The organism is Aeromonas sp. PI_26 (assembly GCF_027854445.1).
GTDB lineage: Bacteria > Pseudomonadota > Gammaproteobacteria > Enterobacterales > Aeromonadaceae > Aeromonas > Aeromonas veronii.
In genome coordinates this window covers 1-15,760 of sequence record NZ_JAJNOE010000031.1, presented here as the reverse complement: position 1 = coordinate 15,760, position 15,760 = coordinate 1, and the positions used below count along the sequence as shown (strand labels likewise).

The 15,760-nt window shown below is 55.6% G+C and carries 13 protein-coding genes; 3 read left to right on the top strand and 10 right to left on the bottom strand.

The genetic code is table 11. The features are described from left to right. Positions 1-195: 195 nt before the first annotated feature. From nlpI to queA, 7 genes are all read right to left on the bottom strand, one after another. Positions 196-1,140 (bottom strand): lipoprotein NlpI, encoded by a 945-nt coding sequence (gene nlpI / locus LRL22_RS20360; protein WP_005351017.1) that lies wholly within the window; start codon positions 1,138-1,140, stop codon positions 196-198. 90 nt (positions 1,141-1,230) lie between these two features. After that, positions 1,231-1,599, bottom strand: a complete 369-nt coding sequence (locus tag LRL22_RS20355) for a rhodanese-like domain-containing protein (protein ID WP_019446086.1) — start codon at positions 1,597-1,599, stop codon at positions 1,231-1,233. Positions 1,600-1,683: 84 nt separating this feature from the next. Then, positions 1,684-2,631: a protein translocase subunit SecF gene (gene secF / locus LRL22_RS20350; protein ID WP_005337322.1), complete on the bottom strand. Its 948-nt coding sequence runs from the start codon at positions 2,629-2,631 to the stop codon at positions 1,684-1,686. Positions 2,632-2,641: 10 nt separating this feature from the next. Then, a complete protein-coding gene (secD, locus tag LRL22_RS20345) occupies positions 2,642-4,495 on the bottom strand; it encodes a protein translocase subunit SecD (RefSeq protein WP_043823978.1) in 1,854 nt (617 codons plus the stop codon). 18 nt (positions 4,496-4,513) lie between these two features. Continuing rightward, the gene (gene yajC / locus LRL22_RS20340) at positions 4,514-4,849 is read right to left on the bottom strand and encodes a preprotein translocase subunit YajC (protein WP_005337327.1); all 336 of its coding nucleotides are present in this window, start codon (positions 4,847-4,849) and stop codon (positions 4,514-4,516) included. Positions 4,850-4,899: 50 nt separating this feature from the next. Next, the gene (tgt, locus tag LRL22_RS20335) at positions 4,900-6,036 is read right to left on the bottom strand and encodes a tRNA guanosine(34) transglycosylase Tgt (RefSeq protein WP_005337329.1); all 1,137 of its coding nucleotides are present in this window, start codon (positions 6,034-6,036) and stop codon (positions 4,900-4,902) included. Between the two features lie 74 nt (positions 6,037-6,110). Next, positions 6,111-7,163, bottom strand: a complete 1,053-nt coding sequence (queA, locus tag LRL22_RS20330; RefSeq protein WP_270906246.1) for a tRNA preQ1(34) S-adenosylmethionine ribosyltransferase-isomerase QueA — start codon at positions 7,161-7,163, stop codon at positions 6,111-6,113. 212 nt (positions 7,164-7,375) lie between these two features. Here queA and LRL22_RS20325 point away from each other — a divergent pair, with 212 nt between their 5' ends. The 3 genes from LRL22_RS20325 (at position 7,376) to ahpF (ending at position 10,784) form a co-directional block, all read left to right on the top strand. Beyond that, positions 7,376-7,822 carry a CBS domain-containing protein gene (locus tag LRL22_RS20325; protein WP_005337333.1) on the top strand — a complete coding sequence of 149 codons (447 nt, stop codon included), beginning with the start codon at positions 7,376-7,378 and terminating at the stop codon, positions 7,820-7,822. Between the two features lie 691 nt (positions 7,823-8,513). Next, on the top strand, positions 8,514-9,080 hold the full coding sequence (gene ahpC / locus LRL22_RS20320; protein ID WP_005337335.1) for an alkyl hydroperoxide reductase subunit C: 567 nt from the start codon (positions 8,514-8,516) through the stop codon (positions 9,078-9,080). Between the two features lie 123 nt (positions 9,081-9,203). Then, positions 9,204-10,784, top strand: a complete 1,581-nt coding sequence (ahpF, locus tag LRL22_RS20315; RefSeq protein WP_270906245.1) for an alkyl hydroperoxide reductase subunit F — start codon at positions 9,204-9,206, stop codon at positions 10,782-10,784. Between the two features lie 136 nt (positions 10,785-10,920). Here the strand turns inward: ahpF and LRL22_RS20310 are convergent, their stop codons facing one another. The 3 genes from LRL22_RS20310 to LRL22_RS20300 all read right to left on the bottom strand — a co-directional run bounded on the left by LRL22_RS20310 (position 10,921) and on the right by LRL22_RS20300 (position 15,732). Further along, positions 10,921-11,637 carry an SIMPL domain-containing protein gene (locus tag LRL22_RS20310; RefSeq protein WP_005337338.1) on the bottom strand — a complete coding sequence of 239 codons (717 nt, stop codon included), beginning with the start codon at positions 11,635-11,637 and terminating at the stop codon, positions 10,921-10,923. Between the two features lie 56 nt (positions 11,638-11,693). Further along, positions 11,694-12,254, bottom strand: coding sequence for a hypothetical protein (locus LRL22_RS20305; protein WP_042056172.1), 561 nt, complete (start codon positions 12,252-12,254; stop codon positions 11,694-11,696). A gap of 85 nt (positions 12,255-12,339) precedes the next feature. Beyond that, entirely contained in the window at positions 12,340-15,732 is a 3,393-nt protein-coding gene (locus LRL22_RS20300) for a VWA domain-containing protein (protein WP_270906244.1), read from the bottom strand. Positions 15,733-15,760 lie beyond the last annotated feature (28 nt).

The window sequence follows — 15,760 nt, the reverse complement described above, 5'->3', positions numbered from 1 at the left end:
GAGCTCGCCTTTTTCAATCTGCTCGACCAGTGCCAGTTTAAAAGTCAGCGAGTAATCGCGCTGCGTCCGTTTCACACCTTGTCCCATCGGGCTCTCCATTTATTGGGGGGAAAGGTGTAAACCATATTCAGGACGGGACACGCCCAACAAAAAGGCCTCATCGCGAGGCCTTTTTTACCACTATCTGGCAGTAGATCAGGAGGGCTGATCACCCTTGTTACGAGCGCTCTGGGCACCTGGCGGCAAGGGTTTGCGCGCCATCAACTCCAGCTCCAACAGCGCATAGCGGTGCTCGATAAAGTCATAGACGTTGTTGGATAAGGCCAGCTTGAAGTAGCTGATGGCCTCCTTGCGGTTGCCTTTGCCCAGCTCGAACTTGCCCAGATAGAAGTAGGTTTCACACAGGCGCTCGGCAAGCTCCCGGTTATCCTTCACCCCTTTCACCACGTTGCCCATCAGCTGGGAAGCGTTGATCTCGCCGGTATAGAGGCGAACCAGATCCCAGTTCCAGGCGTCGTCATCGTACTTGTTGAGACGCTCGCGCATCCGGCTCATGGCGGCCGACGGGTCGAGTTTCTGCTCAGCCAGATAGAGCCAGATCACCCGATAGGGGTCTTCCGGCTGCGCCTCGTAGAAACGCTTCATATCGGCCGCGGCCAGCTCGGGACGGTTACCGTAATAGAGGGCGATGCCACGGTTGAGATAGGCATAGTCATAGTCCGGCGCCAGTTCGAGGGCGGAATCGAACGCATCATAGGCTTCGTCGTAATTCTGCTGCTGTACCAGATAGACGCCGATGAAGTTGTAGGCTTCGGCGAAATCCGGCTTCTCCCGCAGGGCACGGTTGAAATCGAGCCGCGCGAGGGAACGCAGACCAACCCGATCAAACACCACGGCACGCTCATAGAACAACTCTGCCCGTTGCTCGGTGGTCAGTTCCATTTCACTGAGCATCTGCCCGAGTCTGGCGAGCGCCAGCTCACTCTGGTAGGAGACCTGCAGGGGGGTCGCCAACACCAGTGAAGCAGGCTGCGGCTTGGGAACCTTGGGGGTGTTAACCTGACTGCTACTGCTGCAACCCCACATGGGAAGCAACAACAGGATACCGAGGAGGTATCCAATCCCTTTCCTGACGTTCAATGAACACTCCGACGCTTACGCTTGACCCCGCATATGGTAAAGGTCAACTGCCGCTTTGTCATGTAGCTGTGCCCCTCTACCTCAAATAAATCAGGATTCGACAGGGTATCCGGCATCGCACCAACCGCGAAAGCCGCCGTCGACGCTGATCACCTTGCGATAACCCATCTGTTGCAGGTTGTCCGCAGCCAGAATGGAGCGAAAACCACCACCACAATAGAGGTAGAGCTCGGTCTCAAGATCCGGGAACTGGGTCTCGATATCCCGCTCAATCACGCCACGACCCAGATATCGGGCACCGGGCAGATGGCCTTTGGCCCACTCGCTCTCTTCCCGCACGTCGATCAGGTGAAACGTGCGCCCTTCATCCTGCCAGCGCTTGATCTGGTGAACATCGGTTTCGGTGATGCGGGAGCGGATCCCGTCAACCAGCGCCAAAAAACGGGGATTGTGATGCATGACAAACTCCTGTTGTTTAAATCATGTGCGTCAGCAAACGACACGCAGAGATAAGAAAAGAGCGCCATGAGGCGCTCTTCACTGTTACGGCAGGATTTCCTGTTGGTCCGCCCCCTCTTTCTCTACCTGGGTTGGCAGCATGTGCTCGCGCTTGACGCCGAGGAACATGGCAAACGCACTCGCCACATAGATGGAGGAGTAGGTACCGAACGCCACACCGATCACCATGGCCACGGCAAAACCGTGGATCAGCGCACCGCCCTTGAGCAGCAGCGCCAGCACCACGATAAAGGTAAGGCCAGAGGTGATGATGGTACGACTCAGGGTCTCGGTCATGGAGAGATCCAGAATGTACTCGGTATCCCCTTTACGCACCTTGCGGAAGTTCTCCCGCAAGCGGTCGAACACCACGATAGTATCGTTCAGGGAGTAACCCACCAGTGTCATCAGTGCCGCCAGTACGGTCAGGTCGAACTCGTACTGGAAGTAGGCAAAGACACCCAGCGTGATCACCACGTCGTGCACCAGGGAGAGAATCCCCCCCAGCGCCAGACGCCATTCGAAACGCACTGCCACGTAGGCCAGGATACAGAGGATGGAGGCCAGCATGGCCAGCGCACCGTCGGTCGCCAGTTCATCCCCCACGGAGGGGCCGACGAACTCGACGCGTTTGAGCACAGCGCCCTCGTCGAGCTGCTTGGCCGCCGCCAGCACTTCGTTACCCTGTTGTTCTACCTTGACCCCCTCTTTCGGGGTCAGGCGGAACAGCACGTCACGGCTGGAGCCAAAGTGTTGCAGGGTTGCCCCTTCAATCTTCTGCTCTTCCAGAGCGTCATGGATCTTGTCCAGGCTCACCGACTGCTGGAACCCCACCTCGATGGTGGTACCACCGGTAAAGTCCAGACCCCAGTTCAGCCCCCGATCAAACAGGAAGAACAGGGCTACCACCATCAGCACGGAAGAGAAAACCACACCCGGCTTGGCATAACGCATAAACGGGATCGGTTTTTCAAAATGTAGAATCTGAAACATTTCTCTATCCTCAGATGGGCAGCTTGTCGATACGCCGTCCACCCCAAGCCAGGTTGATAATGGCACGGGAAACTGTGATGGCAGTAAACATGGAGGCGGTCAGACCAATGCCCAGCGTCAGGGCAAAGCCCTTGATGGCGCCGGTGCCGATACCGAACAGGATCACACAGGTGATCAGCGAGGTCACGTTGGAGTCGGCGATGGTGGAGAATGCTCGATCAAAGCCCAGATGGATGGCTTGCTGAACACCACGACCGTTGCGGATCTCTTCACGAATACGCTCGTAGATCAGTACGTTAGCATCCACCGCCATACCCAGCGTCAAGACGATACCGGCGATACCCGGCAATGTCATGGTGGCACCCGGGATCATCGACATGATGCCGACAATCAACACCAGGTTCATACAGAGCGCCAGGTTGGCAACCCAGCCGAACGCGCGGTAGTAGATCCCCATGAACAGCACAATCACCAGCATGGCCCAGCCGATGGCTTCCATACCGCTGTCGATGTTCTGTTGACCCAGGCTCGGGCCAATGGTGCGCTCTTCCACGATCTGGATCGGGGCGATCAGGGCACCGGCACGCAGCAGCAGCGCCAGGTTGTGGGCTTCGTTGGCGTTGTCGATACCTGTGATACGGAACTGGCTGCCAAGACGCGACTGGATGGTGGCGACGTTGATCACCTCCTCCTGCTTGCGGAACTTGCGCTTGCCATCCGGGCCCGGTTGACCGACCGGCTTGTACTCGATGAAGACGGTCGCCATCCCTTTACCGACGTTGTCCTTGGTAAAGTTGGCCATCTTGTTGCCACCCTGGCCATCCAGCTTGATGTTGACCTGGGGACGGCTGTACTCGTCGAAACCGGACTGGGCACCCACGATGTGGTCACCGGTCAGGATCACTCGCTTGTGCAGTACCACGGGACGACCATTGCGATCGTTGTAGACCTTGGAGCTGGGCGGGACACGGCCATCGGCCGCAGCCTGGATGTCGGCAGTCTCATCGACCATGTGGAATTCCAGGGTAGCGGTTGCCCCCAGGATCTCCTTGGCGCGAGCAGTATCCTGAATACCGGGCAGTTCAACGACAATGCGCTCGGCGCCTTGCTGTTGTACCAGCGGCTCGGCCACACCCAGTTCGTTGACCCGGTTACGGATGATGGTGATGTTCTGCTCGAGGGCGTACTTCTTCACTTCCTTGATCTTGGCTTCGCTCAGACCAGCCAGCAGGATGAACTCATCCCCTTTCTGCTCGGTAGTGAAAGTCAAATCAGGGTTCTGACGACGCAGATGAGAAACGGCGCGTTCCTGATCGGCTTCGTCACGGAAGATCACCTGCACCTGATCTCCGACCCGGCGCACGCCGGAATAACGGATCTTCTGGGTGCGCAGCTCGGAGCGGAAATCCTGCACCATCTGCTCTTGCTGCTTGGTCAGTGCTTCGGCCATGTCCACTTCCATCAGGAAGTGCACACCACCGCGCAGATCAAGACCCAGCTTCAGAGGCGCCGCACCGATGGCTTCGAGCCAGGCGGGAGTGGAAGGTGCCAGGTTGAGTGCGGTAATGAAGTTGTCGCCCAGCTTGTTGGCAACGATATCGCGCGCCTTCAGCTGGTCTTCGGTGTTCTTGAAACGGATCAGGATAAAACCGTGCTCGAATGCAGCATGTTTGACCGGGATCTTGGCCGCTTCAAGGGTCTCTTTCACCAGATCAAGAGTATCTAGCTTGACTTCGGCACCACGGCTGGCAGAAACCTGCAAAGCCGGATCTTCGCCGTAAAGATTGGGGGCTGCATATAGAAAACCGATGGCGATCACCAGGATCACCATCAGGTATTTCCACAGCGGATAGCGATTCAACACGCTGTGCTCCTTGGGAGATTAAAGGGACTGGATAGAACCCTTGGGCAGAACGGCAGAGACGAAGTCCTTTTTGATGGTGACTTGAGTCTGGTCGTTCAGGGCGATCACCAGGTAATCGCTGTCTGCAGCCACTTTGGCAATTTTGCCAACCAGGCCACCGGAAGTGAGCACTTCATCACCCTTGGACAAGGAGCTCATCAGATTGCGGTGATCCTTGGCACGTTTGGCCTGGGGACGATAGATCATGAAGTAGAAGATCAGGCCGAATACGGCCAGCATGATGATCATTTCCATACCACCACCCTGTGCACCCGGTGCTGCGCCTTCTGCATACGCCTTGGAGATAATGCTCATTTAACAACCTCTTATTGATGTAGATAAAAAAACAAAATTATATGTTGTTGTTATTTAACGTCATTTTCAGCTAGCGGAGGCACAGGCTTCCCTTGCCGACGGTAAAACTCTGTTACAAAGTCGTCTAATTTACCCTGCTCGATCGCGTCCCGCAAACCCTGCATCACACGCTGGTAATAACGCAGGTTATGAATCGTATTCAGACGGGCACCGAGGATCTCGTTGCACTTGTCCAGATGGTGCAGGTAGCTGCGGCTGTAGTTCTTGCAGGTGTAGCAATCGCACTCGGCATCCAGGGTACTGGTGTCGTTGCGATGTTGGGCGTTGCGGATCTTCACCACACCATCGGTGGTGAACAGGTGGCCGTTGCGGGCGTTGCGGGTCGGCATGACGCAGTCGAACATGTCGATACCGCGGCGCACCCCTTCCACCAGATCTTCCGGCTTGCCGACACCCATCAGGTAACGCGGCTTGTCGGCCGGAATTTTCGGACAGACGTGCTCGAGGATGCGGTGCATGTCCTCTTTGGGTTCACCCACTGCCAGACCACCGACCGCATAACCGTCGAAACCGATCTCCAGCAGCCCCTTGAGGGAGACATCCCGCAGATCTTCGTAGACCGAGCCCTGAATGATGCCGAACAGGGCGTTCTTGTTACCCAGCGCATCAAACTTGTCGCGGGAACGCTTGCCCCAGCGCAGGGACATCTCCATGGACTTGCGCGCTTCTTCATAAGTGGCCGGGTACGGGGTGCACTCGTCGAATATCATCACGATGTCGGAGCCCAGATCGTACTGGATCTCCATGGACTTCTCGGGGTCGAGGAAGATCTTCTCGCCATTGATGGGGTGACGGAAGTGGACGCCCGCTTCGGTGATCTTGCGAATATGGCCCAGGCTGAACACCTGGAAACCACCGGAGTCGGTCAGGATCGGGCCCTGCCAATTCATGAAGTCATGCAGATCGCCGTGGGCACGCATCACTTCCTGACCCGGACGCAGCCAGAGGTGGAAGGTGTTACCCAGCAGGATCTGGGCGCCGGTTTCACGCACTTCTTCCGGGGTCATCCCCTTGACGGTGCCGTACGTCCCGACCGGCATAAAGGCCGGCGTTTGTACCACACCACGTTCGAAGACCAGTTGACCGCGACGGGCACGGCCGTCGGTGGTTTTCAGTTCAAATTTCATTGCTACCTCGGCTGCGTCAGATAAACAGTCTGACAATAGGAGGGCCGCTCACGGCCCGGTAAATAAGCTGAAGCTTATGCTTCAACCTGGCGACGGGTGACGAACATGGCGTCCCCGTAGCTGAAGAAACGGTACTGACCGGCCACAGCTGCCTGATAGGCCGCCATCACGTTGTCATAACCGGCGAAGGCGCTGACCAGCATGATCAGGGTCGACTCCGGCAGATGGAAGTTGGTGACCATGGCATCGACAATCTGGAACTGGTAGCCAGGGAAGATGAAGATATCGGTGTCACTAAAGAAGGGCGCCAGCGGTTTGCCCTGTGCCAGGGTGACCTTGGCCGCGCTCTCCAGCGAACGCACCGATGTGGTACCTACCGCAATCACCCGACCACCACGGGCACGGGTGGCCGCGATGGCATCTACCACCTCTTGCGGCACTTCCGCATACTCGGAATGCATGTGGTGATCTTCAATCTTCTCAACCCGCACCGGCTGGAAGGTCCCCGCCCCTACATGCAGGGTGACGAAGGCCGTTTCAACCCCTTTGGCCCGAATTTTCTCAAGCAGCGGCTCATCAAAGTGCAGACCGGCGGTCGGCGCCGCGACGGCGCCCGGCTTTTGATTGTAAACGGTCTGGTAGCGCTCCTTGTCGGCATCCTCGTCGGGACGGTCGATATAGGGGGGCAGCGGCATGTGGCCGATGGCCTCCAAAATCTCCAGCACCGGACGCGGGTCTAGGAAGTGGATCTCGAACAGAGCGTCGTGGCGGGCACGCATCTCTGCCTCCACACCACCATCCATGATCATCCGGGTGCCGGGCTTGGGCGCCTTGGAGGCCCGGACATGTGCCAGCACGCAGTGCTCGTCCAGAATGCGCTCGACCAGTACCTCCAGCTTGCCGCCGCTGGCCTTCTGGCCAAACATGCGTGCCGGAATGACACGGGTGTTGTTGAATACCAGCAGGTCACCCGGATTGAGCTGATCCAGCACATCCACAAATTGACCGTGGCGCAGGGCGCCAGTTTGACCATCGAGCTGCAACAGGCGGCTGGCGGTACGCTCTGCCATCGGATAGCGGGCAATCAGCTCGTCTGGCAGATCAAAATGAAAATCGGATACTTGCATCTTTCACCTCGGGGGGAATCGGCGGCTAGTCTAGTTATCCCCATCTTCCAAGGCAACCCAAAAGACCAAAAACCCAAGAGAGACAAGGGGTAGCGAGCAATATTGAGACACACCTCCGGTTAATGATTCTTTAATGTTCTGTATTGACCCTGATCATGTTTTGCCAGTTGGGGCTGGGCTAGGGTGAAAGCAGATACACAAGGAGGCCCACCATGATGACCCTATCCGAAATCATGACCGAACATCCCTTTACCCTGGGTCCGTCAAACAGTGTCAAACAGGCGATGGACCTGATGCAGCAGGAGCGGATCCGCCACATTCCCATCGTCGACGAGCAGCATCACCTGCTGGGGTTGGTAACCCTCACCGATATCCTGGCCACCCGGGAATCCAAGCTGCTGCTCATCAGCCCGGAGCGGGAAGCCGAATTTACCGACAGCGTGCAACTCGACGAGATCATGACACGGCAAGTGGCGAGCGTAGATCCTCACGCCGGCATCAAGGAGGCGGCACTTTACCTGCAGCGGCACAGATATGGCTGCCTGCCGGTCCTCAAAGGACGCAAGCTGATCGGCATTGTCACCGAGTCGGACTTTATTTCCGTGGCCATCAACCTGCTGGAATTGATGGAAGAGCAGGAACCACCTACCGACTTTTGACAGATTCAGCTGTAATTAAATTACAATAAAAGCGTTTTCAGCCGTCAAAATAAGCTGAAATGATGAAACACTTTCATTTTGATTGAAAAATTACACCAAATGCTTGCCTTGTGATCTGCGTCACACTATCATCCCTCTCATGCAATAGTTGCCGAGGGGGAGACGAGGGATTGTGCACCCATTATCTTCCTCTCATATGTCTGCAAGTTTGCACACCCCGTAGTTAGTCTTTGCTGTAAAGCATTTGTTTATATAGCCATTCCTTGTTTGATGACCCGGCCCTGTCGTTGCGATAGCGCCGGGATTTTTTTATCCGCGTTTTCTGCTCTCCCCCTTGCCAGCACATCCCCATCGCTGCAAGCAGCAGCCTCAACCTCCTGCGCCACCTGTTTGCACCACCGTTTATCTCATCGCGTCATCGTGACTCTGCACACCCCTTCTTATGCCTTGAAAAGGCGATGTAGCGCACAGATATTGAACCACGACAAGGAGTTATCTCAGTAGGTCAGAGATATTCATGTTAGGTACAGCCATAGTGAGCTATCTAATAAGTAGATTTAAGCGATTCAAAATTGCGGCTTTTATCGATTAACGGAAGCCCCTATGATGAATTCATCGAAAGTTAAGCGCCTCGTCTGGCAAGACTCTTCAACACCAGACCGGCATATGTACATCACCAAGGAGCAATTACATGTCTACCTACATCAACACTGAAATCAAGCCGTTCAATGCTACCGCCTACCACAATGGCAAATTCGTTCAGGTGTCTGACGCTGACCTGAAAGGCAAGTGGTCCGTGGTCTTCTTCTACCCGGCTGACTTCACCTTCGTTTGCCCGACCGAGCTGGGCGACCTGGCTGACAACTACGCTGAATTCCAGAAGCTGGGCGTTGAGATCTACTCTGTCTCTACCGATACCCACTTCACTCACAAAGCATGGCACGACACTTCTGACACCATTCAGAAGATCCAGTACCCGATGATTGGTGACCCGACTGGTACCATCACCCGCAACTTCGGCGTGATGATCGAAGAAGCTGGTCTGGCTGACCGCGGTACCTTCGTGATTGACCCGCAGGGCATCATCCAGATCGTCGAGATCAACGCTGGCGGCATCGGCCGTGACGCACTGGAACTGCTGCGCAAAGTCAAAGCCGCCCAGTACGTTGCCTCCCACCCGGGTGAAGTGTGCCCGGCTAAATGGAAAGAAGGCGAAGCCACTCTGGCCCCGTCCCTGGACCTGGTAGGCAAGATCTAAGCCTCCCGCTTCCAAGACCGGCCCGCATAAGGGCCGGTCTGCTTTCCGGCATTTCCAAATAGGCCTGAAAGCAGACCGACTCACATTTAATGCCAACTCGCCATTACAAGAAGGAATTCGACCATGTTGGATACCAACCTCAAACAACAGCTGAACACCTATCTGCAGTACATCGTCAATCCCATCGAGATCAGCGTGTCCGGCAACGACAGCGACAAATCTGCAGAGCTGCTGGCACTGGCCAGCGAGATCGCCGAGATGTCCCCCAAGATCACCCAGACCTCTGGCACTGCCGCTCGCAAGCCTTCCATGAGTGTCGCGCCGCAGGGCCAAGCCCCGCGCGTTCACTTTGCCGGCATCCCCATGGGTCATGAATTTACCTCTCTGGTGCTCGCCCTGCTGCAAAGCGGCGGCCACCCCTCCAAGGCCGATGCGGCCGTGCAGGAGCAGATCCGCAATCTCAAGGGTGAGTTCCACTTCGAGACCTATATCTCCCTCTCCTGCCACAACTGCCCGGACGTAGTACAGGCCCTCAACCTGATGGCGACCCTGAATCCCGGCATCACTCACACCATGATCGATGGCGCCCTGTTCCAGGAAGAGGTTACCGAGCGTCAAATCATGGCGGTACCGAATGTCTACCTGAACGGCCAACCGTTCAGCCAGGGCCGTATCTCGCTGGAAGAGATCGTCGCCAAACTCGATACAGGTGCTGCCGAGCGCAAGGCCGCCGAGCTGAATGAGAAAGCTCCCTACGACGTACTGGTGGTGGGCGGTGGCCCGGCTGGCGCCGCAGCGGCTATCTATGCCGCTCGTAAAGGCATTCGCACCGCCATCGTTGCCGAGCGTTTCGGTGGTCAGGTGATGGACACCGTCGGCATCGAGAACTTTATCTCCGTGCCCTATACCGAAGGCCCCAAGCTGGCCGCCAGCCTGGAGCAGCACGTCAAACAGTACGGCGTGGAAGTGATCACCGAACAGCGTGCCGCCGCCATCAGCAAAGATGGGTATGTGAACGTGGATCTCGCCTCTGGCGCCACCTTGAAGAGCCGTGCCGTGATCCTGGCGACCGGTGCCCGCTGGCGCGACCTGAACGTGCCGGGCGAACTCGAGTACCGCACCAAGGGCGTGGCCTACTGCCCGCACTGCGATGGCCCCTTCTTTAAGGGCAAACGGGTTGCGGTGATCGGGGGTGGTAACTCCGGCATCGAGGCGGCCATCGATCTGGCTGGCATCGTCGAGCATGTGACTGTGGTGGAGTTCGCCGACACCCTGCGTGCCGATGAAGTGCTGCAGAAGAAGGCTCGCTCCATGGGCAATATCGACATCATCATGAGCGCCCGCACCACCGAAGTGATCGGTGATGGTAGTAAGGTGGTCGGTATGGACTACGAAGATCGCACCACAGGTGAGATCAAACACCTGGCGGTAGCGGGCATCTTCGTCCAGATCGGCCTGGTACCGAACACCGAGTTCCTGAAAGGGAGCGAGATTGCCATGACCCGCTTTGGCGAGATCGAGATCGATACCAAAGGGGCGACCTCCCTGCCCGGCGTCTACGCCGCAGGAGATGCCACCACGGTACCGTTCAAGCAGATCATCATCTCCATGGGTGCTGGCGCCACCGCTGCACTGGGTGCGTTTGATTACCTCATCCGCAACCCTGCTCCTGAAGCGACCAAGGCTGATGCTGTGACCGCCTGATAAACCCAGCGCAACAAAAAGCCGACGCCCGATGAAGTAAACACGAGCGTCGGCTTTTTTATATCTGCATCGATGCGCAATAAAAACCCCGCAGCAAATGGCGGGGTTGTTCATGACTGGACTTAAACGACGGGCATCACTCCAGCAAGAAAACAGCCTCGATATTATCACTTACCGTGATCTGCTGTTGTTGATAGCTGTTGTCCGCCATATCCGCCGCAGGTGCAGCCATCGCCATGGCCTGCACCACCTTCAGGTTGCGGCTGTAGGCGGTAATGGGCGAAGCATTACGGTACTCCACACTGTATACCTTGCCAAGCTTCATCCCGAACGCCTTGGCCAGAGATTCAGCCTTGGTTTTGGCATCCTCAACTGCATTCAAACGGGCCTGCTCCTTGATGACCTGCGGCGACTTCAACCCGTACTCAATCTGTGATACGGACTCCAGCCCAGCTTTGAGGGCGGTATCCATCAGGGGGCTCAATTTATCCAGTTGATAGAGTTTGACCGCCAATTGCCGCTGGGCACGGTATCCCAGCAATACCGGCTTTTTGTTCTCGCCATACTGATATTCCGGAGAGACCATCAGGTTGCCAGCCTCAACATCGCTGCGCTTGATCCCCAGCCCTTCCAGTTGGCTGAAAAAGGCTGCGACCTTGGTATCGACCTGCTGCTTGGCCTTGAGGCCCTGCTTATCCAGTGCACTCACCGCCACATTGAGGGTGAGCATATCGGGTTCGGTCTTCTGCTCGGCATAACCACTCACCACCAGATGGGGCGCTTGCGGCACTTCAATCGCCAGCAGCGGAGCACTGACAACCAGAGCAGAAAGAGTAAGAAGGGGACGCCACATAGAAAAAAACCTCAATCGGAAAGATTGAGGTCATTATGCCCGTGCAGTTACGGGATTCATATATCATGCGAGGGGGGGAACTGATCCAGTATCTGATTGGTCAGATCGAGACTGATGGTGACCACGCTGCAGACATCTGGGCTCTGCTCTACCTTATCTTGTGACGATGTCGCACCGCAGACCTGCACCTCATCATCGAAATGGAACGAGTCCCACGACAGAACATGTCCTTGCACCGCCTGTCCGAGATCGGTGCCACCAATTGCCTCCTCCATCGCAGACCAAGGGATGGTATCAGACGGCCCAAGCAAATTTTGCAACAACGGAGGGTGAAAACTGACCAGTGGATACTCCTGCTGACCCTGCTCATGGCCAACCAGAATCATGTTATGGGCAGACTCGGTATCCAAAACAGGCACATAGGTGATAGAGGCTGCAGCAAAGTCAACATAGAGCGAGCCCGCGACATCACCGGCCTCATTCTCTATCTCCATCCCATCCAGCCGATCACCGGCGATCGAGGCCTGATAGCCAAACTGACCTGCGCAGGTAATGTTGCCCTGTCCATCCCAGCTATAACGGATGCCATCAATGTCGACCCAGTTGAATGACTGCATGATTACCCTCTCTTCTACGGCCGCTATCTTATCCATCCACCTAAAGAAAAAACAGGGGCCAGGCAAGCCCGGCCCCGAGAGAGGGTTACGGATCAACCTTCAAGTTACCGTCATCCAGCAAGTGCTTGATGATCTCCTGATTGGAGCCCAGTGAGGCGAGGTCGAGTGAGTTCTGGAACTGGATGGTCAGTTCCGGGCTCCCACCGGCCCCGGCAGGATCTATCGTCAACGTCTTGGTCGTCGTGTTGAACTGCAGATAGTTGTCCAGCACGGCTGCCAGATCCTCGTTGTTCCCCACTGCAGGTACGCCGACCAGCAGATCCGAGAGATCCAGTACATCTCCACCATTGTTGGTATCACCTAAAGTGAAATCAGTAATGGTATCGATACTGCCGTCCGCATCCCCCGCCAGCCACTTGAAGGTGTCACTCTCCCCACCACCGGTCATGGTATCGCTGCCAAGGCCGCCGATCAGAATGTCCTTACCAAGGTCGCCCGTGAGTATATCGCTACCAGAACCACCATCCAGATAATCATCACCGACACCTCCAACAAGGGTGTCGTTCCCTTCCTGGCCAAAAAGGATATCGTTGCCACTGCCACCATATAGGGTGTCATTACCACCACTGCGGCTACTCTCCCCACTCAGCTCAGTAATATGGGTCCGGATGTAATCCACCGTCTGTTCACGTGTCCACCCATGACTGGACTCCAGCGTTTCAAATACCAGCCAACCAGAACCTTGGGGCAGATCCAGTCCCAACTCGCTGGCCAGCGTATCGGTATTGAGTACATCGCCAAACAGGATGTCATTGCCAACACCACCATCGGCCACGTCATTGCCGGCCCCCAGCAACACGGTAATCTGATCCCCCTCGGTCAGGGCTGCCGTCAACTGCTCGGCACTGGTCACAATCTGGGCATCGCCGATCAGGGCATTGAAACCCTGCTCGATCCGGATATTGTCTATCCGTACCTCAGCATTCCGGTCATTGGAGCTGTCGAGCAGTTCGAACACAAACCCGTATTGCCCGACAGGCAGTCCATCGGTTGTGATAGTGCTGTAAGCCGTCAAAACAGATGAACTAACGCCAGTAATGGTGCCCGTTTGCACTGGATTGAGCATATCCCAGACGCCACCCTCGAGTTTCACCAACTTCCAGGTGAAGCTGTCGCTGCTATTAACACCATTCAAGGCATACTGGAACTGCAGACTTGCTCCGGCTTGTGCCGCAGAAACCTGGATGGCATTGGCCACGGCGAGCGCCAATATTGTCCTGTCAGAATCAGAACCGGTTCGATCATCCCGGATCCGCAAGCTTCCATTTGTAACGGTATGCGATCCCTGAGCATCACCACTGAGCACCCATCCCGAGGCGGCATTTATGCCGCTACCACTACCAAATGTGGCCAAGTCAAGGAAGCTGCCTGCCGAGTAAAACTGATCTGCCGTTTCAGTCGTGTTATCAAAGAACTTCAACAAATCCTTGTTAACATCATTGGTCACCCCGATTGCATTGACCTGGCTGATGGCACTGAGTGAAACAAAAGCATCCACCGACTCCTTGATCACCTCAAATGTGGTGCTGTTGCCTGGTCCAGCGACCTGATTGCTGTCATTGAGGTAGTAAGTCGGGTTACCATCCGTGACAAAGAATGTCAGGTTCTGGTAACCGGGAGCAGCCTTGCTACCATCATTGAACCACTGCACGGCCTGATTGAACGCGGCTTCATAGTTGGTGCCACCATTGGCAACCAGTGCATCAATGGCATTGGTCAGGTTGCTCACATTACTGGCATCAAGCCCTACTATTGTCACACTCTCGCTGGCATTCGCCGCAAAACCAATCAAGGTGATATTGATCTCACCATCATGATCTTTCAACTGGTTCGCCAAATGGGTCAGGGAGGCCTTGAGCATACTCAGTCGTGATCCAGCCATACTGCCAGACACATCGACCACCAAGGCAATATTGTAATTCTCACCCGGGATGAAATTGGTACTGGTGCCGCCGATGTCCCCCACCACAATATCGTGACCAGCACCGCCTGCAACCAGACCATCCACACTACCGTTGGAGTTGGGCACCTTGTGATCATCATCCGTGCCGGGGGTCCCGGTAGTGTCGGGGGTATCCGAGGTGTTGCTACCCACAACCAGAATATTGGACGCGACGGGAGGCTCATTGCTCTTGACCGATACGGTAAAGTTGGCGCTGGCTTTATCTCCATCGGCATCAGTCAAGGTAGCACTGAAATCAAGGTCAATATCAGGAGGCGTGATCTTGTCGATCACTCCGAAATTCTCGATCCTCACTGAGTCATTGCCATTCAGCACAAAGCGGACATAAAGCTGGCTGAACTCCCCATCGGGTTCTATGCTGGCCAACTGCATCGACCCTTTGAGTCCTGACAGAACAAGCTCTCCGGAATCGACGACGGTCACGCCATCGGCAGCATAAGCCACCCACTGTATGGTGCTGGTATTGGTGTTGCCAACCCCGTAGACGTTGAAAGAGAGCCCATCAACGGCTGCAGTCGTGGATACCTTGAACCCTTCGTTATTGTCCAGGTTGCCGTTCTTAATCCCGAAACCATTGTTGTTCGGGTTGAGATTATCTGCATCACTCCCCGGCAGATCCTGAGGATTATTGACGCTGCCATTGAACAGCAGACCATCGAACAGTACACCAATCCCGCCAGCAGTAACCCCGCTCGTCTCAACAGGCCCTCCAGCACCGAACTGTGCCCCGATCGAGAAAGTCTGGGTTGGCTGGGGAGTAACCAGTTCAAAGCTGTAAGTATTGTCGTCATTGAGTGTCAATGTATAGAACACTTTAGGTGGCTGCCCACTACCATCAATGGTTGCTACCAGAGTCTTGCCATCAGTCGACAAGGTTTCGGTGATCCCTGCCAAATCAGGCCATCCAGTCAGTTTCAGTCCACCAGTACCCAGAGGGCCATCAGCACCAAAAGAGACGCCAAACAATCCACCGGTAGTGATGTCGGCTACATTCATCACTTCCAGACTTTCGATGCCTGTGATCACGGGCATATCGTCTTCAATAACAACACTGACCTGCTTGGTATCACTCAAGTCACCATCACTGGCTGACAGGTTGAAGGTAAATGTCTTCAGTCCTTCCTTATTGTCTCCAAATTCATGATCGATGGGCCCCAGCAAGGTGACGGTATATTTACCAACCGGATCTACAGATACTTGTATGACTGGGATCCCTCCCGCTGAACCCACCAGTGTCGCAGACCCTATACCACTCCACACAACTGGTACCCCTCCAGAGCTCAGGCCAGATGGAGCAGAAAGAGTGAACGTAAAGGTATTGCTGTCGATATCTGTCACACTTGCCGTCGCATGGGTCGAGGTGCTATCGGTAATATCGCCGGGATTGGGTGAATTGTCTGGATTGGATCCCGGTAATCCCTCCTCGGATATGCGCAGATCCGAGACAGTCAGCATGGGAGCATCGTTAGTTGCAGTGACGGTC